The sequence below is a fragment of the Yoonia rosea genome (assembly GCF_900156505.1).
GTDB lineage: Bacteria > Pseudomonadota > Alphaproteobacteria > Rhodobacterales > Rhodobacteraceae > Yoonia > Yoonia rosea.
On sequence record NZ_FTPR01000001.1, the window covers coordinates 521,528 to 546,596 of the forward strand.

Annotated in this window: 19 protein-coding genes; 9 read left to right on the forward strand and 10 right to left on the reverse strand. The window is 51.5% G+C overall.

What is annotated here, in order from left to right; genetic code table 11:
- Window positions 1-227: 227 nt before the first annotated feature.
- From B0B09_RS02500 to B0B09_RS02510, 3 genes are read right to left on the reverse strand one after another with little or no spacing between them, the layout of a single operon-like run.
- Entirely contained in the window at window positions 228-1,586 is a 1,359-nt protein-coding gene (locus tag B0B09_RS02500) for a hypothetical protein (RefSeq protein WP_076658229.1), read from the reverse strand.
- Window positions 1,573-2,031: a response regulator gene (locus tag B0B09_RS02505; RefSeq protein WP_076658230.1), complete on the reverse strand. Its 459-nt coding sequence runs from the start codon at window positions 2,029-2,031 to the stop codon at window positions 1,573-1,575. Before B0B09_RS02505 ends, B0B09_RS02500 begins: the two co-directional genes overlap by 14 nt.
- The gene (locus tag B0B09_RS02510) at window positions 2,028-4,724 is read right to left on the reverse strand and encodes a hypothetical protein (protein WP_131824983.1); all 2,697 of its coding nucleotides are present in this window, start codon (window positions 4,722-4,724) and stop codon (window positions 2,028-2,030) included. The genes B0B09_RS02505 and B0B09_RS02510 overlap by 4 nt, the downstream gene beginning before the upstream one ends.
- A 311-nt stretch (window positions 4,725-5,035) precedes the next feature.
- Between B0B09_RS02510 and B0B09_RS17765 the strand changes: the two genes are divergently transcribed.
- The gene (locus B0B09_RS17765) at window positions 5,036-5,341 is read left to right on the forward strand and encodes a hypothetical protein (protein WP_131824984.1); all 306 of its coding nucleotides are present in this window, start codon (window positions 5,036-5,038) and stop codon (window positions 5,339-5,341) included.
- Window positions 5,342-5,517: 176 nt separating this feature from the next.
- Window positions 5,518-6,465: a hypothetical protein gene (locus tag B0B09_RS02515; protein ID WP_242654328.1), complete on the forward strand. Its 948-nt coding sequence runs from the start codon at window positions 5,518-5,520 to the stop codon at window positions 6,463-6,465.
- A 126-nt stretch (window positions 6,466-6,591) separates the two neighbouring features.
- Here the strand turns inward: B0B09_RS02515 and B0B09_RS02520 are convergent, their stop codons facing one another.
- From B0B09_RS02520 to B0B09_RS02535, 3 genes are all read right to left on the reverse strand, one after another.
- Window positions 6,592-7,059, reverse strand: a complete 468-nt coding sequence (locus tag B0B09_RS02520; RefSeq protein ID WP_076658233.1) for a glyoxalase superfamily protein — start codon at window positions 7,057-7,059, stop codon at window positions 6,592-6,594.
- A gap of 904 nt (window positions 7,060-7,963) precedes the next feature.
- Window positions 7,964-8,500: a 3'-5' exonuclease gene (locus B0B09_RS02530; protein ID WP_076658235.1), complete on the reverse strand. Its 537-nt coding sequence runs from the start codon at window positions 8,498-8,500 to the stop codon at window positions 7,964-7,966.
- 101 nt (window positions 8,501-8,601) lie between these two features.
- Window positions 8,602-9,396, reverse strand: coding sequence for a metallophosphoesterase (locus tag B0B09_RS02535; RefSeq protein WP_076658236.1), 795 nt, complete (start codon window positions 9,394-9,396; stop codon window positions 8,602-8,604).
- A gap of 471 nt (window positions 9,397-9,867) precedes the next feature.
- Between B0B09_RS02535 and B0B09_RS02540 the strand changes: the two genes are divergently transcribed.
- The 7 genes from B0B09_RS02540 (at window position 9,868) to B0B09_RS02575 (ending at window position 21,652) form a co-directional block, all read left to right on the forward strand.
- Window positions 9,868-11,901, forward strand: coding sequence for an N-6 DNA methylase (locus B0B09_RS02540; protein ID WP_076658237.1), 2,034 nt, complete (start codon window positions 9,868-9,870; stop codon window positions 11,899-11,901).
- A complete protein-coding gene (locus tag B0B09_RS02545) occupies window positions 11,898-13,124 on the forward strand; it encodes a restriction endonuclease subunit S (RefSeq protein WP_076658238.1) in 1,227 nt (408 codons plus the stop codon). The genes B0B09_RS02540 and B0B09_RS02545 overlap by 4 nt, the downstream gene beginning before the upstream one ends.
- A 15-nt stretch (window positions 13,125-13,139) precedes the next feature.
- On the forward strand, window positions 13,140-16,376 hold the full coding sequence (locus tag B0B09_RS02550) for a type I restriction endonuclease subunit R (RefSeq protein WP_076658239.1): 3,237 nt from the start codon (window positions 13,140-13,142) through the stop codon (window positions 16,374-16,376).
- 73 nt (window positions 16,377-16,449) lie between these two features.
- Complete coding sequence (locus tag B0B09_RS02555; protein ID WP_165689281.1) at window positions 16,450-16,980, forward strand: transposase; 531 nt, start codon at window positions 16,450-16,452, stop codon at window positions 16,978-16,980.
- A 690-nt stretch (window positions 16,981-17,670) separates the two neighbouring features.
- Window positions 17,671-18,447, forward strand: a complete 777-nt coding sequence (locus B0B09_RS02565; RefSeq protein ID WP_076658242.1) for a hypothetical protein — start codon at window positions 17,671-17,673, stop codon at window positions 18,445-18,447.
- Window positions 18,444-20,687: a TnsB C-terminal domain-containing protein gene (locus B0B09_RS02570; protein ID WP_084190707.1), complete on the forward strand. Its 2,244-nt coding sequence runs from the start codon at window positions 18,444-18,446 to the stop codon at window positions 20,685-20,687. The genes B0B09_RS02565 and B0B09_RS02570 overlap by 4 nt, the downstream gene beginning before the upstream one ends.
- An 8-nt stretch (window positions 20,688-20,695) precedes the next feature.
- Window positions 20,696-21,652: a TniB family NTP-binding protein gene (locus B0B09_RS02575; protein WP_207552125.1), complete on the forward strand. Its 957-nt coding sequence runs from the start codon at window positions 20,696-20,698 to the stop codon at window positions 21,650-21,652.
- Between the two features lie 204 nt (window positions 21,653-21,856).
- Here the strand turns inward: B0B09_RS02575 and B0B09_RS02580 are convergent, their stop codons facing one another.
- The 4 genes from B0B09_RS02580 to B0B09_RS02595 are packed head-to-tail and all read right to left on the reverse strand — an operon-like array spanning window position 21,857 to window position 25,069.
- On the reverse strand, window positions 21,857-22,276 hold the full coding sequence (locus B0B09_RS02580) for a cupin domain-containing protein (protein WP_076658245.1): 420 nt from the start codon (window positions 22,274-22,276) through the stop codon (window positions 21,857-21,859).
- Complete coding sequence (locus B0B09_RS02585) at window positions 22,273-22,848, reverse strand: GNAT family N-acetyltransferase (RefSeq protein WP_165689282.1); 576 nt, start codon at window positions 22,846-22,848, stop codon at window positions 22,273-22,275. Before B0B09_RS02585 ends, B0B09_RS02580 begins: the two co-directional genes overlap by 4 nt.
- A gap of 11 nt (window positions 22,849-22,859) precedes the next feature.
- Window positions 22,860-24,137: a phosphopyruvate hydratase gene (gene eno, locus B0B09_RS02590; RefSeq protein WP_076658247.1), complete on the reverse strand. Its 1,278-nt coding sequence runs from the start codon at window positions 24,135-24,137 to the stop codon at window positions 22,860-22,862.
- A 41-nt stretch (window positions 24,138-24,178) separates the two neighbouring features.
- Window positions 24,179-25,069 carry a DMT family transporter gene (locus tag B0B09_RS02595; protein ID WP_076658248.1) on the reverse strand — a complete coding sequence of 297 codons (891 nt, stop codon included), beginning with the start codon at window positions 25,067-25,069 and terminating at the stop codon, window positions 24,179-24,181.

Sequence of the window (25,069 nt, forward strand, 5' to 3'; positions counted from 1 at the left end):
AATTGAACATGACGCCAAAATCGAAATTTGTTCTGGCCAATGATGGTGTTGGCTGTAAGCGGCGTTTTGCCCCGACCTTCCCCGTTGCAGCTTTGATCTGGGATCCCCTACCTCGATAATTTGAGGGAGTTTCTCCATGGAAACTATTAACAAGTTATTCGTGCGTGTTCCACGAGGTTCGAACGGCCACAGTCGCTGGTGGAGGGGAATACCTTCAAAGCGATTCCCTAAGACAACCTGCATAACTCTTCCCGAAGAATACGTTCGAATACTCGATACGAGGCCTGAGAAGCCATCGCTTGCACCGGTTTCGCCTTCGTTCCATCACCAAAATCAGCTACCCCCTTAATTACCAAAGTGTTTGGTTGTAAGCCAATCGTTGAAGCCGACGCCGAATAGATTGAATGTGCCTCCATCTCGAGACCGATAGCGCGAGGAAACCTAGTTTGAATCGTATCAATCATCTCATCTGAATCGATAACGCATGCCCCCGAGACGATTGGCCCCCAATGAACTGAGGCATCCGCCGAAAAAAATACGTCCCCAATCAATCCACTTTGAACGACATCAAGATCGTAGCTCTCGTACAGCGACCTGATATCATTTGACAATTCTTCCTCATTTTCATCCAAGAATCTATCCACACGCTTCCAAAATACTGGGTCCGGTGACTTGTCTACTGCCCGATTATTAAAGAATGGGCTTTCTGTTAATGAGGGGTCGTTGTCGACATACTTACCCTCATCCCAGCAACATGTATCTCTTGCGACGATGACATCGCCTAACTTGCATATAGAATTCAGTGGCCGATCTGCTTTGTCTGGGCGAACGATTTTCTTTAGGCCACAACACATTCCTAACATAGCCAAATATCGTGGGCGCAATATTGAAACCAAACCCGCCGTCACTGCTGCCGAGTGCGACAATCCCATCTCGTCCAAGCAAACGACACCAATTGAGACTGACGCGCCGGCTTCCAAGTTAATCTTACCGAATGTGTTCCTAATCTCCCCTAACTCTGGTCTTGGAGCGTTGTAATCTCCTAGCCAGTCGATTTGTTGCAATATTGGATCATACTCATTCTTCTTCCGTGCAGTTATTATAAGCGCATCAAGGCCACTGTTGTTATTGAGGTAATGCGACAACCCTGACTTTGCACCCAAAACAAAGCTCACCCGGTTCATTAATTGGTTAAGCCAATCTCCGTCGTGATCATACTCTCGAATTGTAAAATTCGCCGTCTCGATGAATTCTTGGCCTACTTCATCAAGCGGAACTGATGTGAGGCCAAGTACGTAAAAGGGCTTATAGGGAGCTACATCACGAACAAATTCAAATAGTTCTTTAGAATGCTCGATCCTTGATTCGCCATTCGGCATCACCGGAATCTTCAGATCAAGAATAATCGCATCAAAGTAATCGCTTTGAAGTAGTGATTGAGCTTCGGAGAAGCATGTCGCAGTCTCCAGTATGAAGATTACACCTTCTTTGGAAAGCCTGCAGTCATTGATGGACTGGACAATAGCCTGCAACTTCTCTGGCGTATCTTCTACGACCAGAAGCTTTATTTGATCAGATTTCCGCATTTATTATCACTTCTGCAAGTTGTTCATGCCAAATTTTTTCGTCGGGACCCAGTGACAAGCACTCCATAACGACGTCGCCAAAGTTCTCATGAATATAGCCTTTCAGCGCATCGAGACCGACGATTTCGCCAAAATCGGGGTCCGTATATCTATCGTGGGTTGTCAATATAACCGTCGGAAGCGAAATATTCTCCACCCACAAAAATTGCAGGACATGCAAACCCGCCAAGCCGTTGAATGCAACATCCTCGGAAGTAGCGCCATGCCGTTCAAAAGACATGTCAAGTATTAGGAGATCATAGTCGAAATACAGAAGATTATTCTGTGATTGTCGAAAATTTTTGAACCAAGAAACCTCATACGTTGGGAAATATCGCTCAAAAAAATCCAATATTGCGGTATATTTTTCACTGGTATCATCAATCACTACAACCTTGGCACTCATGCAGAAGCTCTCTTTTTGGGCAGCCCGCATTGAACTAAGAAGGTATCGCGGTTGATCTCGTCATCTTTGGCTAACAACCAAAAATCGTCACCTAAGTGGTCCTGTAAGTCGAAGAATATTCGCTTCAGCCCCGATCCACCGACTTCTACCGGTGCAATTCCGCCGTCTATTTTTGCGGCGGCCCTCGCCTGCGACACCATTTGATTAAACTTTTTAACCTGATCTCTCATCTTTCCTCGCACTTCAGGAGCGAATGCATTACGGAATTCTACTTCGATATGGTCTTGCCCCAAATCAATAATCGCAACTTCAACCCTGATTTGTTTGATGGGAAGGGAGCAGTACTGAAAGGAATTTTGTAAGAGGTTCTGTATGAGTTGCACAACTCCCCCAAACAACTCGCCAGATAGATAGACGTCTTTCACACGGTCGATGGGCTTCCCACCCTCCTCCTTGTCATAACAGGACACGGTAATAGGTCTACGATGTGTTCGCGCCGATGAGTAGTTTGTTGCTTCGAATTCAAACAGCTCTCTTAGCGCAAACGAAGCTTGGATAGGGTTCTGATTTATCGACAACCAACCCTCTGTATCTGCAAAAATATATTCAAAATTCTTTGTCAAAGAATCTAAAAGCACTGAATCTGTTGCATAGTTCGTTCCTAGTAGTGTGGATAGCACCGCTTCAAGAATCTCTTCTTTCGCCCCAGAACCCCAAACTTGCTTGCAGGCAACCAAGAGACGCTGATAAGAGCCGATCACCTCGTCTACAATCATGTCCGATACTGCATCGTAGTCGTCCGCTTTCGCGGACTCCACAAGAGAAAGGTGTGACAGTATCATAGAGCGCAACCCTTTATAGAATGAGCGGGTTTTTGATATTGTCAGCCAATCCTTGCAGTAGGCATCCAGAGGTATCTTAATCGAGGATTTAAATGCTGGTACATGTGCCTCAGGATAGGGTTCGAAGGATTTGTCGATAGCCGTTTCCAGCTTAAACCGCAAAAAGCTATGGCGAAGGTTACTCAGCAAGTAATCCAATGCAAACTTGCTAGAAAAACATATATGGTAAGTAAGCCTTTCGGCAAATTTTTGGTTGTAATCTCTTAAGAGAAAGTTTCGAAGCTCAACTTCGCGCTGATCATTCGATCTGGTTTGCTGCGGAATAGCATAGTGGTTTTTGCCGAAGAAGGTCCGAATTTCCGAACGGAGTTTCGCAGAATTCAGATGTATTCGTCCTCCGCTAATGTCGTCCTCATACTTGACTTGGCGCAATCTATGGCGAGCATCAGCATCAATTGCGTCAAGACTTTCATGATGGATAATGTCCCTTATTTTCAAAAAGCTGACGCAATCCAATTTTAGGCTTAGAGCATTGATGGCATCGTTCCGCTCGACGTGTTTGAGGAGTTTTCGACCCGACGGGAAAATGTTTGACAAACCATCCATTACGCCCGGTCTGAGAAGATACTCGAATATGGTTATTTGTGTTGGCTTCGAGAACTTCTGAAATGTTCGAAAGAAGCGATGTGCGGTCCCATCCGAACGTGACCTAAAATAGTCAGCGTACTTAAAAAGATGAGTTGCGGCACTCGTGGGAATATAGCGTGCTTTGAAGCGTTGTGAGCGCCTCAGCACGTTTTCCTGCGAAAAGATTGCAGCCATAGCTACCAATTGAGGGCTTGGAATTTCGGTACACTCTCTGACGGTTGGGAGAAAAGGGTCCCATTGCAACAGTCCCAGCACACTTTTGTCCGTGTTGTTTACTTCAATCAGACGCTCCATGAAGTCAAACTCTGATCGAAATTCCAACATGTACATGGTCAAGAATGTTGCTCGTTCGATTGGGTTCTCACTCTTTGCCTGTTCGAGTTGTTCCTTATCGATCCCAGATCCATTCGTTTCCAAATGTTCGTATACTTGCTGAATTTGAAAATCTGAGTACTCACATAACTCCAAAACACCTCCACTGGTAACGATTTGCTTTGCGGTTTCTGATTTGCAGACAGCCTGCAAGACTATGAGCCGTGCGAGTAGGCGCTCAAGGCCAAAACCATCCATCAGTGCAAGGTGATTTTGCATTTCGGAGACGGTGATTTCGTGATCAAAATCAAAATATTTTAAAGGTATGTGTAGTATTGTGGCATCAAAGAGCGGCCATGTTCGCAGCGCGAAGTCCCAAATGAAAAGGGCTAAAGCCCCAAAACTGTGTAGGTTTGGAGGCTCGTATGCCTTATCGACGCGGCGCGCTAGAGCGAGCATCCCTTTTTTGTCCAGTGGCGTTCGAATTCCCAGTTCGCGCAATATGCTATCATAGCAACTGCGCTTTCTTTTTGAGAAGCCGTCGAACATCAAGGGTGCGGAAGCCAAATACCTGTCTGTGTAGTGCGCCAGATCGACATCAATAGCCTCGTCCGGTGACAATATCAGTTTTGCGGGTGTGTTTGTCCCATTGGCAAAGTTGCCAATTACCTCGTCTGCAGCTTCAAATCCGTCACGCTTAGCTACACGCAGAGCAATTTTTGTTAATGTGACATCAAAAGGCTCTTCTTCGCTTTCGTCCTTGTAACTGGTGAGGTAACCAATGCTGAATGATGAGCTCCTCGCTCTATCGACTGACGGCGATGGCAAATTTCCTACCGAAGAAAAACGTCGCAATAGACTTGCTTGAAAATTTACAAACTCTGAAGTCACTTTACTTCCCCAAATCCGTTGTACCGTTACTTATTTGGGCTCGTGGATCAAGGCTTTGTTTATACTAATAGTTGTGTGATTGCGCGGCAGACGCAGCAAAGCATGGGCGACTTTTGGATCCTGATGCGACCAGTAGCTCCCTCGGGCACCATGCCCGTTCAAAGCAAGGTTTGCCAGTTGATCAATCGGTTTGCATTCTGTGTCAACGTTCGAACATTTCCGATGCTTCTTGATCCTCGAAGTACCACCCATCATGGACCTCCTCCGGCCCAAGGAGCTCAAGTTTTTCGGCGGAGGCTGAGCGCCTGGCGGTGTCCGATGCTATCATCGAATGGGCAAAAGCTAGTCAGGGTTTCGAACTATTGCCCACCTGCATGGACGATAGCTTTTGCTATTTAAGCCTTTCAGAATATGAAAAACTTGCCCGTTTAAAAGCAGCCATTCAATTTCAAATTTGGATGATCGCTTTGTCCGCGTTGCAGTCATCCAATTTGTTGAAATGCTGCGTTCGTGCGGCAATGTCCGCTATGCGGGCTGCAACCGCAGCATCCGATAAAGACGTCGAGTGTCCGGTATGGGCCGCTCCTGCTCAACAAAATATGAGCGTAATACAATGAGTATGACATATCTTCGTTTCTAGTAAGATTCTTCTCGTAGCGGCTAGCCATGTCAGCAAGACTGGGGCAGTAAGATCGTTGGAGCGAGTTGAATCGAAATGAAAGTCTACGTAGCAAATTTTGGGCGGCAAAACTACGAATGGCCAGCTTGTCGGGAGCGTGGAACAGTGGCGACTATGAACGCCATCGACGCTCAAAAATATTGGGAAGCGAATGACCGCGAGGGTTATGTTGCGACCCGAATGGCCAAAGACACCACTGCGGCAGGAAAAAAACCGACCAAGGCAACAGCTTCTCGCTGGTTCAATTTGATGACTACCGTTGCTGAGACTGTAGGCGATATTTGGGTTCACAAGGACGGGGACGAACTTTGGTGGACGACCTCGCGCAGTGACGCACCTACTTTCGAATCTAAGAAGGAACCCATCGAGCGAGGGCGTGACGTCGTAATTTGTCATAAGTTCTGTGAGCCATGGTCAAACAGGTCAAAGAAAGGCGTTCCACTGCGGTGGAACGAACTACACCCCAAGGCGAAAGACTTCTTGTCTACTGAGGCTACGCTACAGTCTCTGAGTCCTTTGTACCGAGACTATACATTGGCACTGATTGCCGGAGATGACCTAAGCCAATGGCATGATACTCCACTTTGGCAAAATCGAAGCGAAACCACCAAGAAAGGGTATGCACCGATCAAGTATGGGTCACAGGCAGACAAGATTGCATACCAGCGAGCTTCGGAGCTGTTCGAAGAGGCAGATGCCGCTGAACGCATGGCTCGTACCGCCGTTGCAACCACCAATTCAGCAAATGGTCAGACGGTTGAGCGTGTAGTGAAAAAGAAGGACCTTGGATTCCCGTCGGCAGCAGCTCTTCAGGACTACATCATGGAACTAATGGGTTCACAGGAGTATTTCTGCGAATTAACAAACCTCCCGCTGGAACTGGATGAGGTCAACGGCGATCCTGCGATGTTCGCTTCTTTGGATCGCATCGACAGCAATGGGCATTATGCACCAGGCAATCTTCAGGTTGTCTGCCGTTTCGCAAACTTCTGGAAAGGTGCCTCTGAAAACGCGGAGTTTCGACGCTTGATCGAAGCTCTACGGTCATCTGTGAACATTTAGTGGGACGCGACTGTGCGAATGTCCGCAATGCGGGTTGCGACCGCAGCATTTCTACCGCTTGGTGAATGGCTGGTTAGGGCCGGTCACGGACAGGGGAGCTAACACAGCTCCCCTGTAAGTTCGACGCTAGTCCTTTCCAAGTGCCATCTTGTCGGCTGTGGTCGCCAAACCAACGACATGAGAGAGCATAAATGCTTCAATCAATGACAAGGCGTAGTCGCTATCGATTGGCAAGTTTTCGGGTGAAAAATGATCGTCATCGATGTGCTTTTCAGCATTCCATAGTTTGCGCGTCATTTCTGGATTATTGGGTTCTATCCCGTCAAATACTCTCTCGAATGCTGCGTTGGCGACTTCGATGGCTTCAGCACGAAAGTCGACATCCAATGGAAGTTTATTGATTTCAAAACTAACGCGGTCTTGGACTATTGGCTTAGGTTTCTGATCCTCGTACTTGTGGATCAAGAGGCTCCAGCTTGTGAAGCCTTCTTCGTTAGCAATACAGTTTAGGGCTTCGCTATGCTTAAGCCCTTTCTCACGACGAAGCTGTTTGGCCTTGCGCTTGAGCTCATAGATTGGGGCAGAAAGTTCCATTTTGGGTTCTCCTATAACGAGCTATGAACACAATCCCCCCTTATGTGAGTGCTCGAATAGAAAATCCTAAAGCTTAACCCTACATTCCAAATGCTTTCCCGTCGGAGGGGCGGAGGCTCGGGCACAAGCCTATCCAACAAAGCTAGGTGATCGACTAACTTAGTTCAACCTCTAAAAGGGCTTTCTTGCGCGGCTCAACTTCAGAATCATGCGCGCACAACTATGTAGGAAGTAGAAACGTGCGCTCAAAGCCGTCGTTCGCTCCGATCTGCTCGAACGGCTCCTAAGGGCCGTCAGAGTCGCTTTCCTATAACCAATCCGCCTGAGGTCGCGCCGTCATGCTATCGTCCAGTCAGGCTTCTCGGAGGTATCGCGCGAACCTGTTGTTGCTGGTTCACTTTAGAAGTTCAAATCGCTATCTGACCAACTTGTTGTAGCTGTGGGCTCCGGTGCGTCCAACACATACCAGATCGCCGCTCGTAAAGTCTCAAACACCCCCCATAGTTTGGGCTTGGTCTCTGTTGGCCTGATACAGAACACGCGGTATCCATCTGAGGTGCTCACGATCCACGGCTGGTTTGCCCAGACCCTCTCGGCGTCGTCCTGCCACCGCCGGATCGGATCAACGTGTTCCATTAATGGAGGGCGAACTGGGTTTATGGGGATATTCCTGATCTCTGCTTCCGCAAATATCGGCCCCTCTTTAGTTTCGATCTTTATCATTCACTGAACCCTCATGTCAGTCATAGCACCCTGTGAGGACGTCTCCCGGCTGTTATCGCAAAGATCGGCACGCAACATCGGCACCGACGTCAAATCAATTCGTCTTCGAGATTGATTTAATTCAATTTTTACCGATCTGTAGATCGGCACAAAATGGTTACAACAGATCGGCACAAAATGGTTACAACTTGCTGCCACCGTTTTTTAGGTGCCGCAATCCCACAGCCCATGCCTCAGCCAATTTGGCGCTGTCATCTCCGGCGCGATGTTTTTTGCGGCCGCGCGTCATGCGTTCATAAATGTGATTCAAAGCCGCATCTGGAAAAGTCTGAAACGTAGTTGCGTCAAAGTCTTGGATTTGAACAGTATTGACCAGCTGCGCGGCTTGCAGCAGGGTTTCGAGCCAGTGGCGCTCGAACGCAGGCGCATCAGACAACGCGATGCGGTCCCCCAAGATCGTCAGAAAGTCTCGGGCGACAACATCAAGACTGGGAGCGGTGTCTAAGTCACGACGCGGAATATTGTGGACTTCAGCACTGATCGGAGACCACGCATCCTCAAACCAATCGGGTGAAGGTTTGATCAAGTTGGCGTAGGTTTCGACCTGAAAATCCGTTGTGATCCAGCTTACGCCCAGCTCGATCGGCCAGCTGTTGGGATCTAAGCCGCTCGCTTCGAAATCGAGGAATACATATTTTTCAAAGGGAATATCTGTCATTTATTAACTCAATTTTTCTGATGTTTGGTGAAGCGGGGATCGCAGTTATTTAAAGGCCGCATACTTTGCCGGTCCAGTGATCACGCTGAAACGGCATAAGATTATGAGCTCTCCGCCTCGACGATGAAGCGGTCCAGAGGTTCTATTGGGCTATTTTGACCGGGGTAACCGACCGATACGTTTCGCAGTTCTGTCGCACCAATCGTAAATGAGACGCGATGATGCGTGTGCCCGTACAACCAACGCCTCGGCTGATATTTCAGGATCATGTCTTTGAGATCTGAGGCATAGCAGGGACTATATGAAGTCTCCGCTTTCAGCGCATTGCGATGCGGCGCATGATGCGTAATCACCGTAGTCTCGCCTTCAAATCCTTCCGCTAGCCGCGCTTCGAGCCACGCACGGTGATCGCGGTGAATTTCTGCGGTCGTGGACGGCGTTAAGCGCTTGAATCCGTTCTGTGCAACTCGAATATGATGATAGTCATTCATCACACGCGAAGCGGTATGCATGTTTGCGACCCGGTCGCCGTAAACTTCAAAATCAGACCATAATGTTGCGCACAGAAAACGTTGATTTCCTGAGATAAGGTCTGATTTCTGGATGTATGTGGCCCCATGTTCCGCAGCGACACTCTCTAGGCGGTCTTCTTGATCAATACGAAAGTCATAAAAATCATGATTGCCAGGCATCACATAGATCTGCGCATCTGGCAGCCTTTCTGTCAGCCAAGACAGACAGCGCGGCCATTGTTTATGTGCTTTGTTGGAAAGGTCTCCGGCGATGATGCAGTGCGTGATTTCATCCAGCGCACCGGTTGCGATCTTGGAAAACGGATCCATCCGTTGCTTGAAGTGATAGTCAAGATGGAGGTCAGCAAGGACGAGGTATTTCATATGGTGACCTGTTACTTAGGTTTTAGTACCTCGACTCGTACCGCTAATCCCGTTGTACCAAGAATAAATATGGCATCTTTGCGTTGATTTTTTAGGAGGAATCTGTGTCGATTTTTTTTCGCAAGTGGGAGTCTATTCCCGTACCTCAAGTCATACGAAACGAGGTTGAAATGTTCGCGTTTTGCCCTTCGATTTTTCGCAATGCGTGTTTGTCGTAACATAGCAACAAAGCCGGATTTTCATCACTATAAAGCCCGTTCTTGTTTCGTTGAGCCGCGAGCTGAAGCGGCACGAAAGATCGACGACCCCCGTTCTCATTTCAACGTGACGCGGGTGGGTTCCCTTGCATTGCGGAAATCAATTTCCACACCAAGGTTGAGCATCAGCCAATTTCGTCAAAACAGATTGTGGCGTTCAGATATCGTTTGCCTGTAAAGGTCTTGCAACTGCAGGAAAAGTGGAGCGTTCGTTATGGAACATGTCGGCAACTTGGAAAAGCGCCTCTGGTCTTCAGCGGATGTTCTGCGCTCAACATCAAATTTCGCCAGCAACGAATACTTCATGCCGGTCATGGGCCTAATTTTCCTACGTCATGCCTGTTCCAGATACCTAAAGGTTCGCGATGAAATTCTTCCGACGCTACCAAGCCGTGGTGGCAAAACGAGGGATCTGACCAAAGCAGACTTCTCCAGCCGTAGCGCCATTTTCCTGCGCCATGAAGCACAGTTTGACTACCTTGTAAGCCTGCCTGAAGATCAAAGTCCGTCCGTTGCGGTCATCCACGCGATGGAAACGATCGAGGAAGACTACGAAAACCTCAAAGGTCTTTTGCCTAAGCAGGAATACACTGAGCTTGATGATGACGCGCTGCGTCAGGTTCTTCGTATATTCAACGATCCCGCTCTGCAAAAAGCAGATGGTGATGTCTTCGGGCGGATTTACGAATACTTCCTAACCCAGTTCGCAGACCAAAAAGCCCACGACAACGGAGAATTCTTCACACCTGTCAGCATCGTGGAAACGATCGTTAATATCATTGAACCCACCCGGGGCAGTGTGATCGATCCGGCCTGCGGGTCTGGCGGCATGTTCGTGCAGTCGGCGCATTTCGTCGAGGCTATGAAAGCCAATCCAAATGAAGAACTGACTTTTTATGGGATGGAAAAGAACCCGACGACGCTGCGGCTGGCCAAGATGAACCTCGCGGTGCATGGGCTGGACGGCGACATCGAGAAAGCGATCAGCTACTACGAAGACCCGCACAAAGCCAAAGCGCCGTTTGACTATGTCATGGCCAATCCGCCCTTCAACGTGGATGAGATCGACGCGGAAAAGATCAAGGATGACAAGCGCCTGTCCTTTGGCCTGCCGGGTGTGAACAAGGGCGGCAAGGTGTCGAACGGCAACTATGTCTGGATGTCGTTCTTCCATTCCTACCTGTCCGAAAAGGGCCGCGCTGGTATTGTGATATCGTCGCAGGCGTCATCAGCTGGCGGGCAGGAGGCCAAGGTGCGCGAGGCGATGGTCAAGTCCGGCGACATCGACATCATGTGCGCGATCCGCGGCAACTTTTTCTACACCCGCACGGTGCCTTGCGAAATCTGGTTCATGGACAAGGGCAAGCCTGAACATCTGCGCGACAAGGTGTTGATGCTGGATGCGCGCAATGTCTTTCGTAAAGTGACGCGCAAGATTTTTGACTTCTCGCCAGAGCAGATGAAAAATCTGACGTCGATCGTCTGGCTGTATCGCGGGCAAGAGGATCGGTTTGCAGCGCTGGTGCAGGACTATCTGACCACCGCGCAGTCAGAGGCGCAGGCGGCTGACTTTGACGGCCTGATCGCAGCACTTGAGGCGGCGCAGGCCTATCTGACCAAACACACCGACACGGCTGATTTGACGGCTGCCATCGGTAAGCTGCGCAGTGATGCGGCGGGTTTCGGCAAGGCAAGCGCTGCTTTGGTCAAACCTGATAACGAGATTGCGGCGCTCGCGTCAACGCAGGCGGCCCTGCAACCTGTTGCGGATCAGGCGAAGACCTTGATCAAGGATATCGACCACGTGGCGAAGCTGGCGCAGAAGGCGCAGGACGCGGCGGTCGCAGGAGGTGAGAAGGCGGCTGAGGGCAAGAAGCTGTTGGCGGCAATTGCCAGCGCCCGCGTTCCGCTGACAGGTGATCCGGATGTGCAGCTGACGGTGACGGGTACGTTGAAACGGGCGCGATATTTTGAGGGGCAGGCGGACTGGCTGTTGTCGCGCTTTCCAGATGGCGTGTTTTGCGATGTGGAGGGGCTGGTCAAGCTGGTGGGGCAGAAAGAGCTGGCCGCCAATGACTACAGCCTGACACCGGGGCGCTATGTGGGCGTAGCGCCGGAGGTGGAGGATGAGGATTTTGATTTCGAGGAGACCATTAAGGACATCCATCTGGAGATCGACGTTCTGAACGCCGAGGCCGCAGAGCTGGCCGAGACGATTGCAAAGAATTTCGAAGAGTTAATTGTATGAGTTGGCCGACGATGCGTCTGAGCGAAGTTGCAGACTTCAGGCTTGGAAAGATGCTCGATCAACGAAAAAATAAGGGCGATCTCCTCCCATATCTGGCAAACAAGAATGTTCGCTGGGGTGAATTCGACTTGAGCGAAATGCGGGAGATGCGTTTTGAGGAACGAGAGCTTGAAACGTTCTCGTTGAAAAATGGCGATATCGTCATGTGCGAAGGCGGTGTTCCTGGCCGATGTGCCATCTGGCGCGATCAACTGCCAAAAATGATGTATCAAAAGGCGCTTCATCGCATTCGTCCATTTGAGACGATGAACGAAGTGTATCTATATTATAACCTTTCATATCGCGCGAAGTCTGGGCATTTTGAGGGCCTTTTCACTGGATCAACGATCAAGCACCTACCGAAAGAAAAACTGGCACTTGTTGAGGTTGATGTTCCCGACCTTCCCACCCAAGAACGCATTGCAGCGATCCTTTCGGCGTATGACGACCTGATCGAGAACAACCGGCGGCGGATTGCGTTGTTGGAGCAGGCCGCAAGGCTGCTCTACCGTGAATGGTTCGTCCATTTCCGCTTTCCCGGCCATGAGACAGCAAAGTTTGTTGATGGGCTGCCGGAGGGGTGGGACAAGCGACCGCTGATTGATCTGACTACAAAGCTGGGCAGTGGCGCTACGCCGAGAGGTGGTGCAGGTGCTTATCAAGAAGTTGGGCTGACGCTGATCCGAAGCTTGAATGTTTACGACTATTCCTTTCACGACGATGGCCTTGTTTTTCTCAATGAGGATCAAGCCAAAAAGCTTGCGAACGTGACCGTCGAAAAACATGATGTTCTGCTAAATATTACAGGGGCATCTGTAGCGCGTTGTTGCATGGTTCCTGACCGCCATTTGCCTGCGCGGGTGAACCAGCACGTTATGATCGTCAGAACAGATTTAGATGAGAGTAGCCCATTCTTCATCCTCCATTCGATCAATGCCCAGCAAAACAAGGAGAAGCTGCTTAGCATCGCAAGGGCTGGTGGTGCGACCAGAGAGGCACTCACTAAAGATGTTGTCGGCAACTTCGAAATTCTATGTCCACCAAATGAGTTGATCACGCTTTTTGGCGATCAGGTTGAGCAGATGCACGAGCAGGCAGAAACACTTTCGGCGTTAAACGCCCAACTCACCCGCGTCCGCGATCTTCTCCTCCCGCGACTTATGGATGGACGAATTCCCGTTTAGCGTTAGTCTGTTGATATGAATGATTATACCGAGGACCAATTGGTCCAGACCACCATGGCCGATTACCTCGCAGCGGAGCACGGTTGGCGCTCTGTCATGGCGTGGAACAGCGAGACGTTCGGGGCTGAGGGCACGCTGGGGCGGCGTTCTGACAAAGACATTATTCTCACGCGCTATCTGTCAGAGGCCTTGGTCAAGCTAAATCCCGGTTTGCCCGATGACGCCTATAAACAGGCTCTCCGCGAGATCACCGACATTTTCGGCTCTCAATCCTTGGTCCGGATCAATCAGGAAAAATACCACCTGATCCGCGACGGCGTGCAGGTGAAGTTCCGCCAGAACGGTGAACAAAAGACCCACCGCCTGCGCGTGTTTGATTACGACACCCCCGAGAACAACGATTTCCTGTGCGTGCGCGAGTTGTGGATACGCGGTTATGCTCACCGCCGCCGCGCCGATATCATCGGCTTTGTCAACGGTTTGCCGCTGATGTTCTGCGAGCTGAAACGCCCCGACAAAGACTTGGCGCGCGCGTATAATGAGAACCTGTCGGATTACAAAGACACGGTCCCGCATCTGTTCCATTTCAACGCCATGGTAATTCTGGGCAATGGGGGCGAGGCCAAGATGGGCTCGATCACCGCCGACTATGAACACTTCGCCGACTGGCTGAAGCTGGATGAGGTCGACCGCCGCGACGACATGCTGCCGATGGAGGCGCTGCTGAAGATCGTCTGCGACAAGCGGCGGTTTCTGGACCTGTTCGAGAATTTTATCCTGTTTGCGGATACGGCAAGCGGCCCTGCCAAGATTTTGGCGAAGAACCACCAATACCTCGGCGTGAACCGTGCAGTTGAGGCTGTAGAGCGGCGTGAGACCCTGAATGGTAAGCTGGGTGTGTTCTGGCACACGCAAGGGTCAGGTAAGTCGTTCTCCATGGCGCTGTTTACACAGAAGGTGCATCGCAAGCTGGGTGGTGATTATACCTTTGTGGTGTTGACGGACCGCACCGATCTGGACAACCAGATTTACAAGACGTTTGCGTCGGTCGGGTTGGCGAACAACGACAAAGACCCGTGTCGTGCCGGATCAGCCGCAGGGTTGCGGGACCTGCTGGGTAAGCAGAAGAAGGTCGTCTTTGCGATGATCCAAAAATTCACAGACGCGCAGGCCGAAGGGGGCGTATATTCGGACCGTGACAATGTAATCGTTATGACGGACGAGGCGCACCGCACGCAATACGGCACGCTCGCGCTGAACATGCGCAAGGGGCTGCCTAACGCCAGCTTCATCGGCTTCACCGGAACGCCCCTGTTCGGGAATGACGAAGTTACTAAGCAGGTGTTTGGTGAATACCTGTCCACCTATGACTTTCAGGATGCGATCTTGGATGGCGCGACCTTGCCGTTGTTTTACGATGCACGCGGCGACAAGCTTCAGGTTGCGGGCAACGGGCTGAACGAAAAGCTTGCAGAGGCCATTGCTGAAGCGGAGATTGATGACCCCGACGTTGCAGCGAAGCTATCGGATGATCTGAAACGTGAATACCATGTCGTGACTGCTGAGCCGCGTTTGCAGCATGTGGCGAAGGATTTCGCATCCCACTTCGCGACGAACTGGGAAAGTGGCAAGGCCATGTATGTGGCTATTGATAAGATCACAGCTGTTCGGATGTATGAGTATATCAAGACGGCATGGGCAACGCGGATAGAGGCGCTAGAAGTCGAATTGAAATCCGTAGGTGATGATCAAGAAAAGGTCATCAGGAGCCAGCAGATTGAGTGGATGCGTGAGACCGAGATTGCCGTTGTTGTCAGTGACGAGCAGGGCGAGGTGAAGAGGTTCGCGGATTGGGGACTGGATATCATCCCGCATCGTAAGTTGATGAAAGACGGATTCACTGTCAGAGAGATCGTTGGTGGACGTGAGATCGAGAAGCGGCTGGACGTTGAGACTGCCTTTAAGCGCGATGACCATCCGTTCCGCATCGTGATTGTCTGTGCGATGTGGCTGACAGGTTTTGACGTGCCGTCGCTGTCTACGTTGTATCTGGATAAGCCGTTGCAAGCACACACTTTGATGCAGGCCATTGCGCGGGCGAACCGAGTGAAAGAAGGCAAGAATAACGGGTTGATCGTGGACTACTGCGGGATCCTGAAAAACCTTCGCAAAGCGCTGGCGACCTTTGCTGGGCATACAGGGCAAGGTCCTGCCGGAGGGTCAGGGGAGGCGCCTGAAGTTGATCCCTTGAACCCTGATGACAAACTTCTCGGCGAGTTGGCAGAGGCCATTGGGTTGGTGCGAGAGCGCTTGACAGATGAAGGGTATGATCTTGATCGAATGAAAGATTCATCCGGCTTCAACAAACTGAAAGCGCTTCAGGATGCGAAAGAGCTGATCAACACAAACGACGAGACACGCAAGGGGTTCGAAATTGCCTGCCGCGCTGTGTTTCGCAAATACAAAGCATGCCTGACGTTTGAGCGTGTTGAGACCTACAAAGCCGACTATCAGGCGATCAACTACATCTACAGCTCACTACAGGATGACAAGGCTGACGCCGATACTGCGGCCATCATTCAACAATTGAATGCGATCGTCGCAGAGGCCATCGATATCAAGGCAGACCGTGAGGAAGATCGGATATTCGACATCTCGAAGGTCAATTTCGAAATGCTCCGAAAGGAATTTGCGAAAAGTGAACGCAAGGCTGGCGACGTACAGGATCTACGAAGTGTCCTACAAAAACGGCTCGCCAAGATGCTCGCAGCCAATCCGACGCTGAATGATTTTCAGGAGCGATTTGACGAGATAATTGCGGAATATAACAAGGAAAAAGACAAAAACACGATCGAGGCGACTTTCGAAGCCTTGATGAGGCTCACAGCAGAGATGGAGGGCGAGGAGCAAGCGCATGTCGCACTTGGTCTTACGGCTGATCAGAAACCGGTCTTTGATTTGTTGGTACGGGATGACCTGTCAAAAGACGAGATAAAACAGATAAAATCTGCCTCCGTTGCCTTGCTGAAATCAATTCAGAGAAAGATCGAAGCGGTTCAAGATGTATTTGAGAAGCAGAGCACGCGGGATGGGCTTCGGCAGGAAATCTACGACCTTCTATATGATGAAAGAACTGGGTTGCCGCCTTCGAAATACAATGATGACGCCCTGGACGCGAAAACCGATGCGTTGTTTCAGTTCTTTGAGAATTCCCAGCATGGTCTTTCTCGAATGAGCGCGTCGATGGTGTGACGGTCCAAAGAGTGAATGTGAGCCTTTTATGCTAAGACTTTCAGGCGACAACTTAGACGTGACGCACTGGCGTATGTTGGCTTCTGGCCTGCCAAAACAAGGTATTAAAAAAGCTTTTCCAACCCTCGCCGCGGCTGAGCGGCGCGTTGCAACAGTTGTTTGGCCAGACGGTCCGTGTTGTCCTAGGTGTCAATCCGAAGACTCCTGGTACATAAAATCGCGCAATCTGCGGCAGTGTAAGGGAATGTATGACGGAAAAAAGTGTAAAAAGCAATTTTCCCTAAGGTCGGTCTCGCCTTTGCGGCGTTCGCGAATCCCGCTGCATAAATTGTTCTATGGTGCGTCTACGCTGATCTGGACACTGGCCAAAGAGGAGCGGAGTACCCAGCGAACCATCGACTATTTGCAGCAGCAAATGGATTGCTCTTATGTGCCCGCTCGAAATCAAAGATTGTCTATGTTTGCTGATCTCAAGATGGATCGTGGCGGATTTTGGGGAAGCTTGATCTGTATCAATGAGATGACTCCTGCAAGCTACGCTGACGAATGGTATCGCGATTTTATTGATGAGCAGGATCCCTCCTTGCTCTTGGATTTTGACTAAGAAATAGCAAAGCCTGAATTAAGTATACATCGCAATGCGGCCGTATGAGTTAAGTATATGTCCATCTCAGTTCAACGCCTTCCATTACAGAAAAGGCTGCCCTAGCTCAAAGTCATCGAGAGACTGTTGGTCATCAAAAAGGAGCAAGTTTGCGAAAAGCGTAAAAGCTGCGAAAATCGCATAAGTCATTGAAAATAAATGATTCGACTCCGTTTTCAAATTGTGCATTTTGCTGCGAACACGGAAATAAATTATCCTAAGACGCCCTGAAAACAGAAACGAGGAGGGCAAACACCGAGGTAGAAAAAACAAAGACCCCGCTGGTGGTACAGCGAGGCCTTTGTGGACTGATCTTGCGACCAATCACCTTCTGAACATCAAAGTAGTCTCTTTTGGGTCTCCGTTCAACAGATTTCAAAGCGCGCAAACAATCCTGCATATCTCCCAGCAGCAACAGATCTAGGTCGCATCAGCGGCCTCCCCCCAAACTTTGAATTCCAATAACTGCGCCATGATGGGCGCAAACGGAGAAGCTATGCCTAAGACGAAACTTGAGAGCCAGTTGAATGGCTCGACCCCCTTATTTTCTTACTTTGAGAACAGGAATGAACGTCCCCTTCGGGACTCGCCAATGATTGAGCGTTTTTTTTCGAGACTGCAGGCCGAATTATTGAAGCAGGAGGACAAGAAATGTCGGTAGCCCTCCAAGAAATCCAGACAATCGCCGCAGGTTCGGTGAAGAAACAAAGAGCTGCAAAAGAAAAGCGAAAACGGAAGCAGAAGATCCACATCGAGGCCATCGATGGGTTTTTGCCATATGAGGGCCTTCATAATCCGCTGTCTCGTAGCGACACCTCTTACAAGTCCGGGATGCCATTGAGGACGAAGGCGAATGGTGGCGTGCCGAAGGTTGTTCTGAATGATTCAGATGCAGAGGAGGCTGTGAAGATCGAAGCCGTCCTGCAACCGAACGTGTGGGATGTCCATTGCCAGCCTGTGAAAATCAAGCTGCCGGGGGGCAAGGGTGAGCCGAAAAGTCATACTTTCGATGTTGGTATTGAATATGATTGTGGGCGTAAAAAACTCATCTTTGTTCGGGGGCAGATCAGCCTCGACAGCAGCAAGACCAAAAGCCGTATCGCCAACATCGTACGCCATACACCGGCGGACGCTGCGGATGAGATTGTTGTCATCTCTGATGCCTCCTTTTCTCGCGTTTATCGTGACAACAATCGGCGCATCTTGATGTGTCAGTTGATGCCAAACTTGGACGCTGACGAAGGCGTTGTTGAGCTTGTCGACTATGCTCGAGCTGGCGCCCGTCTTGAAGATATCGTTACGGATTCCGGTCTCCCGGAATCCGTCGCTTACCACGCCATTATGCGAATGATTGGCGCTGGTCGCATTGGTGCCGAGCGTGATGCCGTCATCGATTACCCCTCACAAATTTGGAGCAAGAAGCAATGAGTAAGATGAATCCACCTGAATTTCCTATCGGTTGTCTGTTTGTTCAAGACACCAAGACATCACGCCTTGTTGCCATGGTTGATGGCCTTGCAGTGCTTCGCCCGACCGGATCTGATGCACACGATAATCAAGACTTCACGATGACTGTTGAGCAAATTCGCGAAAACATGAAGCGCGTTGATTTTGAAATCAAGTTTCCGACGGCGGCATACATGAAGGGTGCTACCGCCATGAGGACCAGTGGGGACCAATACGTGGACCTTGATGATGAGGCCAAACAGAAAATCCTTTTCTCTATTTGCTGTTGTATTGCGTTGGAAGAATTGGCGCGGGAGAAGGCAATTAAGATCACTGAGACGTCGATCGACGCAAACTTCCATATCGTAGAAAAGCGTATCGAGGAACTTTACAGGAAAGCCTCTGGCACACCGCGGCGAGGTAATGCCAAGCGGGTGGAATACGTGGTTCCAGCTGGTGAAACGCTTGTAAAACAATACCGTACATATGCGACCGATAGCTTCGATCCTGTCGACCTGAATACAAAGCACAGCAATGCTGGACGTCCACGTAAGCAGTTTCCTCAGTGGGTTGTCGACCTGATGCATGAAGCGTTGGAGCCGAATCTGGATGACCGTGAGCCCAAGCTAATCCGCTGCTATGAAGATCTTAAAGGTAAGGTCTTGATCGCGAACCGGGAGCGCTCCACCACCGTGCCGGATCATACCGACGTAAAAGTCTCAGAGCGCAAATTTCGTGAATTCGCCAAAAGCATGGACCCTGCGTCTGTAAAAGTAAGTCGGAAGGGCTGGGACGAACTCAAGCGTACGATGCGTTTGGGCTTTGGGGAACTCAAGGCTCGAATGATTGCTGAGGCCATTCAAATTGATGAATGCGAGATGCCGTTGTGGACATTCCTGGAAATGACAGGCCTCGACAAGGTGGTCGGAGCGAAAACCATGCGCCAACTCGAACGGGAGGCCAAAGCGGGTGATGTCGGGAAGATCTGGATCTTGGTGGCAGTCGATGTCGCAACCGGGTTTCCATTGGCATTTCATCTTGCGCAGAACCCCAATGCCGATGACACACTTGAGCTTTTGCGTCGACTGGTCTCTGACAAAACACAACTCGCTCGCGACGCCGGATGTGAAAATGCGCCACCGCCGCCTGTAAGGCCATTCATGATCATGATGGATACCGGCTCAGGGCTGTGGAACAACACCATTCCACATGCAATCTTATCGCTTGGCGCAATGTTTCGGTTTGGTCGGACAAAGTCGCCATCTGACAAGGCGTTTATCGAACGCTTCTTTGCGACCCTTGGGTCTGACCTCCTCAAGGCACTTCACGGCTATAATGGTGAAGGACCAGGCAAACAGACTGGATATGATGGTCAGGAGATGGCTGTTATGTCCATGGCTCAACTTGAGAAAATCCTGTGGTGGTATTTCACCGATTGCCTGCCTTTCAAAGCAACGCAGCGCAAAGGGGCCTGGGGTGGCATTCGACACGTCATTTTTGACCGCATCAAGCGCATGTACGGCATGTTGCCTGCACTGTCCCATCGTGAGGTACGCCGAGCGGTTGGTCTGCGCGTCACGCGCAAAGTTACCAAGATGGGGATCGAAGCGTTTCGGATGCCTTATCAGGGCAACGAGGCATTCCGCCGGTGGGTACCCCGGAACATCGGTGCCACACTGACTATCTGCGTCGACCCTAACCGGATCGAAGAGGTCACGGCGATCACCAACGACGGGCAGGTATTCTATCTCAAGGCCTGCTTGTCCCAATTTAAGCATTTCAGTTTGCGGGAGTGGCGGCATTTTCTGGAGGAATGGCGCGCGACTGATCCCGTGACAGAAGAGATCGCGGTGGAAGCACTGTATCGTTTTTATAACCGTGTGCGCGCTGAAATGGACGGGCTGTTGGCGTTTTACGGCAAGGAGCACAAAGTGATCAAACGGGCCGAAGCGCAGCGCCTAGCTGATACACTTGCTGGTTCCGACATGACCATCCTTCACGGTGAAGACGCCAGCCCGTCAGCAACCCTGTCTGCCTTGGCTGAGCCGATCGGCATGGGAGAAGGAGTGTATACACCCGGTGACGAAGCTGCGGTCGAGGACGTGGATGAAGGTGACGACGCCGACAAGCCGGACGTGGCAACAAGCGGCGGCGATAAATCACCCGCAAAGAAAGTTCAGAAATTTACCGGTGCGCCTGAAGGCAAAGGATCATTGAAATGAATGGCACTATGAGTACGGACGCCGATCTGAAACCATCAGTTGCGGTTCTGAAAACTCTGAAGTCGCGGTATTATGAATTGCCGCGACTTCAGAAGCTAGACAGCGCCTTCGACCGCGTACTGGACCAGTTCCTTTCGGCCTACCTTGCGGGGCAGCACATCGAGGGCAGGGGCTTGCTTGTCACTGGAGGGACAAGAACTGGGAAGAGCCATGACATCAAGTATCTTCTTCGGAGTTTTGCTGCGTCAGAAGAGCTTTTGGCGGGCAATTTCCAACGCAAATACCTTCGCGTGTCATTGCGAACTAATACCAGTTGGAGAGGCCTGGGAGTGGCGTTTTTGGAAGCCATGGAATACCCATTCAGCCTTGATCATCGCAGCACGGCGACGATTTGGTCACGGGCAGAAGCGCAGCTGCGTCGCGACAAGTATCTTGTCTTAAATATCGATGAGGCTCAGCACCTATTTATGGGTAAAAAGGATAAGGAGATCGAAGTAATTCTGAACGGTCTCAAGGACCTTATGAAGCGACCGGGATGGCCAGTGTTGCCGATCTATTCTGGTGTGCCTGAGCTGATGGATCACGCCAATGCGAACGAACAACTGACCAGCCTATTGGAGCCGGTCACATATGAAGACATCGCATACGATGCGACCAGTCTGACGGAGGTCGATGCGATCTTGGTGACATTCAGTGAAGTCGTCGGTTTGGACCCAGCCGAGGTGCGCAATTCGGATGTCTACAATCGGCTGATCCATGCATCAAATCGGCGTTGGGGCAGGCTGATCGAGTTGATCGTTCATGCATTGGCCGAAATCTGTGTCGAACATCCCGATCGAAACGAGGTCCTCATCACCGACTTCGCCTTGATCTTTCAGCGGTGGACCGGTGTTTCGGACGCGGCAAATGTGTTCCTCGTCGAGAACCCATATCGGATTTCTGTTGGGGTTCTCTATAAGAAATAATACCGTCCTAAATTTCATGAGGCCGACGACCCCGTAGCTGTTTCAGCTGCGGGTTTTTTCTTTATCTCATTGAAAACATGGGTAATTATGAAATTGGGCTGCAGAATTTTGAAATTTCAAAATTAACTTCCGATAACGCATTGAAAATGCTTGTAAATTTCTGATTGTCTTGAATGATTTCCGATGAAATTACGGCATCTGACACTAGCGCGGGATATCCACGCCGGGTGCGGCCAGCGTGAAGCCTGCGAACTGAAACCCGGGTGAGACGGTACAGCCCACGAGTGTCCAGTCGCCCGTCGTGGCCGCCATCTGCCAGTGACCTTCGGGCACGATGGCTTGCGGTAGCTGTCCTGCAGCAAGGTCCGGTCCCAGCATGTGGTCCGTGGCTGGCCCGTCCAAGCTGGGGGCCAATGACAAAACCAGCGGCGCGCCTGCATAGTAATGCCAGATTTCAACCGCATCGACCGCATGCCAATGACTGGCCTGTCCGGCTTTGAGCAGGAAATAGATGCAAGTGCCCGTCGCGCGCCCTTCGTTTTCGGCCACCCACGTCTGGCGGTAATACCCGCCTTCGGGATGCTGGGCGAGGTCGAGTTGGGTGATGATGTCGTCAGCGGTCATTTGATCAACGGTACATGCGGGGCGGTGGTTTCAGGATGGATGCCATCACATCTTGGGTCAGAAAAGACTTCCACCGCAATCTTATAGGGGACAAAACCGGCTTTTTGATAGAAGCGAAGCGCACGCGGATCGTCCCAGTTGCAGGTATGCACATAGAAACGGGTGATGTTACGCGCAAAGGCGCGGCTTTGCGCCAGCGCCATCATCGGGCCGCCAAGTCCTTGGCCTGTTGCTTCTTTGATGATCCCGAAATACGCCAGCTCGCAGTCCTTTGCGCCTTGAAAAGCCAGTTCAACAAGGCCGATCGGGTCTGATCCCTTGCGGATCACCCAGACTTCTGTCGTCTCGCGTGCCAAAATTGCGCTGAGTTCTTCCGCATCGAGCATCAGCCGCGACGACCAGAGCCATGGTGCGCCCACTGCACGGAACAACGCGCGGTAATCTGCGATTGTGGGCACTTCGCGGGTTGCTGTGATGCCATCGGGAAACGGCATGTCGCCCGTAATCGCGGGGGCGGACATCTCCAGATAGGTCACCACCGCCGGCACATGGCCGGCGGGGATGTCGTGCATCCCTTCGCTGATCATCCTTTCAGGATGCTGCGCCCAGCGTAGACAGCGGTTTCGCCCAGCATTTCTTCGATGCGGATCAACTGGTTATACTTTGCCAGACGGTCCGAGCGGGAGAGCGAGCCGGTTTTGATCTGCCCACAGTTGGTGGCCACGGCAAGGTCAGCAATCGTCGCATCCTCGGTCTCACCCGAGCGGTGCGACATCACATTGGTGAACTTCGCACGGTGTGCCATATCAACGGCCTGCAATGTCTCGGTCAGCGTCCCGATCTGGTTGACCTTGACCAGCATGGAGTTGGCTGAACCTTTGGCGATGCCGTCGGCCAGACGCGCAGGGTTGGTGACGAAAAGGTCGTCGCCCACAAGCTGCACCTTGTCGCCGATCATGTCGGTCAGGGTCTTCCAGCCGTCCCAGTCGTCCTCGGACATGCCGTCTTCGATGCTGATGATGGGGTAATCTTCGACCAGCTTTGCGAGGTAAGCCGCGTTTTCTGCCGATGTCAGGGACACGCCTTCGCCCACCATTTCGTATTTGCCGCCCTTGTAGTACTCGGTCGCGGCGCAATCGAGCGCGAGGTAGATGTCCTTACCAGGCTCATAGCCTGCCTTCTTGATCGACGTCATGATGAAATCAAGTGCTACACGGGTGCTGGCAAGGTTGGGGGCAAAGCCGCCCTCATCGCCGATGCCGGTGTTTTGACCCGCGGCAGAGAGTTCTTTTTTCAGCGTGTGGAATACTTCGGACCCCATGCGCACCGCTTCGCGGATGTTTTCCGCAGACACCGGCATGATCATGAATTCCTGAATATCAATGGGGTTATCAGCATGTTCGCCGCCATTGATGATGTTCATCATGGGCACGGGCAGGGTGCGGGCAGAGGTGCCGCCGATGTAGCGGAACAGCGGCTGTGCGGTGAAATCTGCCGCAGCTTTCGCCACCGCCATGGACACGCCAAGGATCGCATTTGCGCCAAGGCGGGCTTTGTTCGGTGTGCCGTCCAGTTCGATCATCGCCATGTCGATGGCCACCTGCTCGGTCGCGTCAAAGCCAAGGATGGCTTCGGCGATTTCGCCGTTGACGGCGGCGACGGCCTCAAGCACGCCTTTGCCCATGTAGCGGGACTTGTCGCCATCGCGCTTTTCGACCGCTTCATGCGCGCCGGTTGAGGCGCCCGACGGGACAGCGGCGCGGCCCATGGTGCCGTCTTCCAAAATCACGTCAACCTCGACGGTCGGGTTGCCCCGGCTGTCCAGAATTTCGCGGGCGTGGATGTCGATGATCGTGCTCATGGGGATGCTCCTGAGGGCGGGTGTTAGCGTTATCAGCGCTTCTATAGCGCGGGTCCGGGTTGAAGGGAAGCGCGGTGCAGGCGGGCCTCGCGCCATAGAGTATAGATGCCGGTGGCCATGATGATCGCCGCCCCGATGACCGTGGGCATGTCGGGAACTTCGCGGAACATCAGATAGCCGACGATCAGCGCAAAGATCATACGGCTGTAACGGAATGACGAAATAATGCCTGCATTGCCGCCACGGGTTGCCGCGAGGATCGCGAGATAGGCAATCATGCCCACCACGATGGTGCCGAACAGGATCAGCGATTGATACGCATCCGGCATGACAAAGCTTTGCCCGCGCAAGACTGTGACCAGCAAACCTGCTGGCACGATCAGGGCAAAGGTATGGGTTGCAAGCTGAGGCCCATTCAATTTCACCGTCAGGCTGCGCGTAATGAGATCACGCGCCGCAAGCCCGAGCATCCCCGCAACGGCCAGCAGGGTGGCGGGGGTGAAACCTTCCATGCCGGGACGGATGATGATCAGCACGCCGATGAACCCGATCACAATCGCGATCCACCGCCGCCAGCCGACAGCTTGGCCAAGAAAGAGCGCCGCCCCCACTGTGACCACCAGTGGTGTGGCCTGAATGACCGCTGAAGCGGTCGTGAGCGGTACAAGCGCCAGTGAGGTGGCGAAAAGGATAGAGCCTGCGGTGTCAGAGGCACTGCGCAGCAGGACTTTACGGTTCAGGTACTCAGGCTGCCACAGCGCATCGCCCTTGATTGCCGACCAGACCAGAAAACCGATCAAGCCGCCGAGACAGGCAATGGAAATGATCTGCCCCACGGGCATATCCGCCGCCAACAGCTTGATCATGCCGTCCTCGACGGCAAAGCAGAGCATCGCAAAGACCATGAAGCCCGCGCCGCGGATATTGTCCAC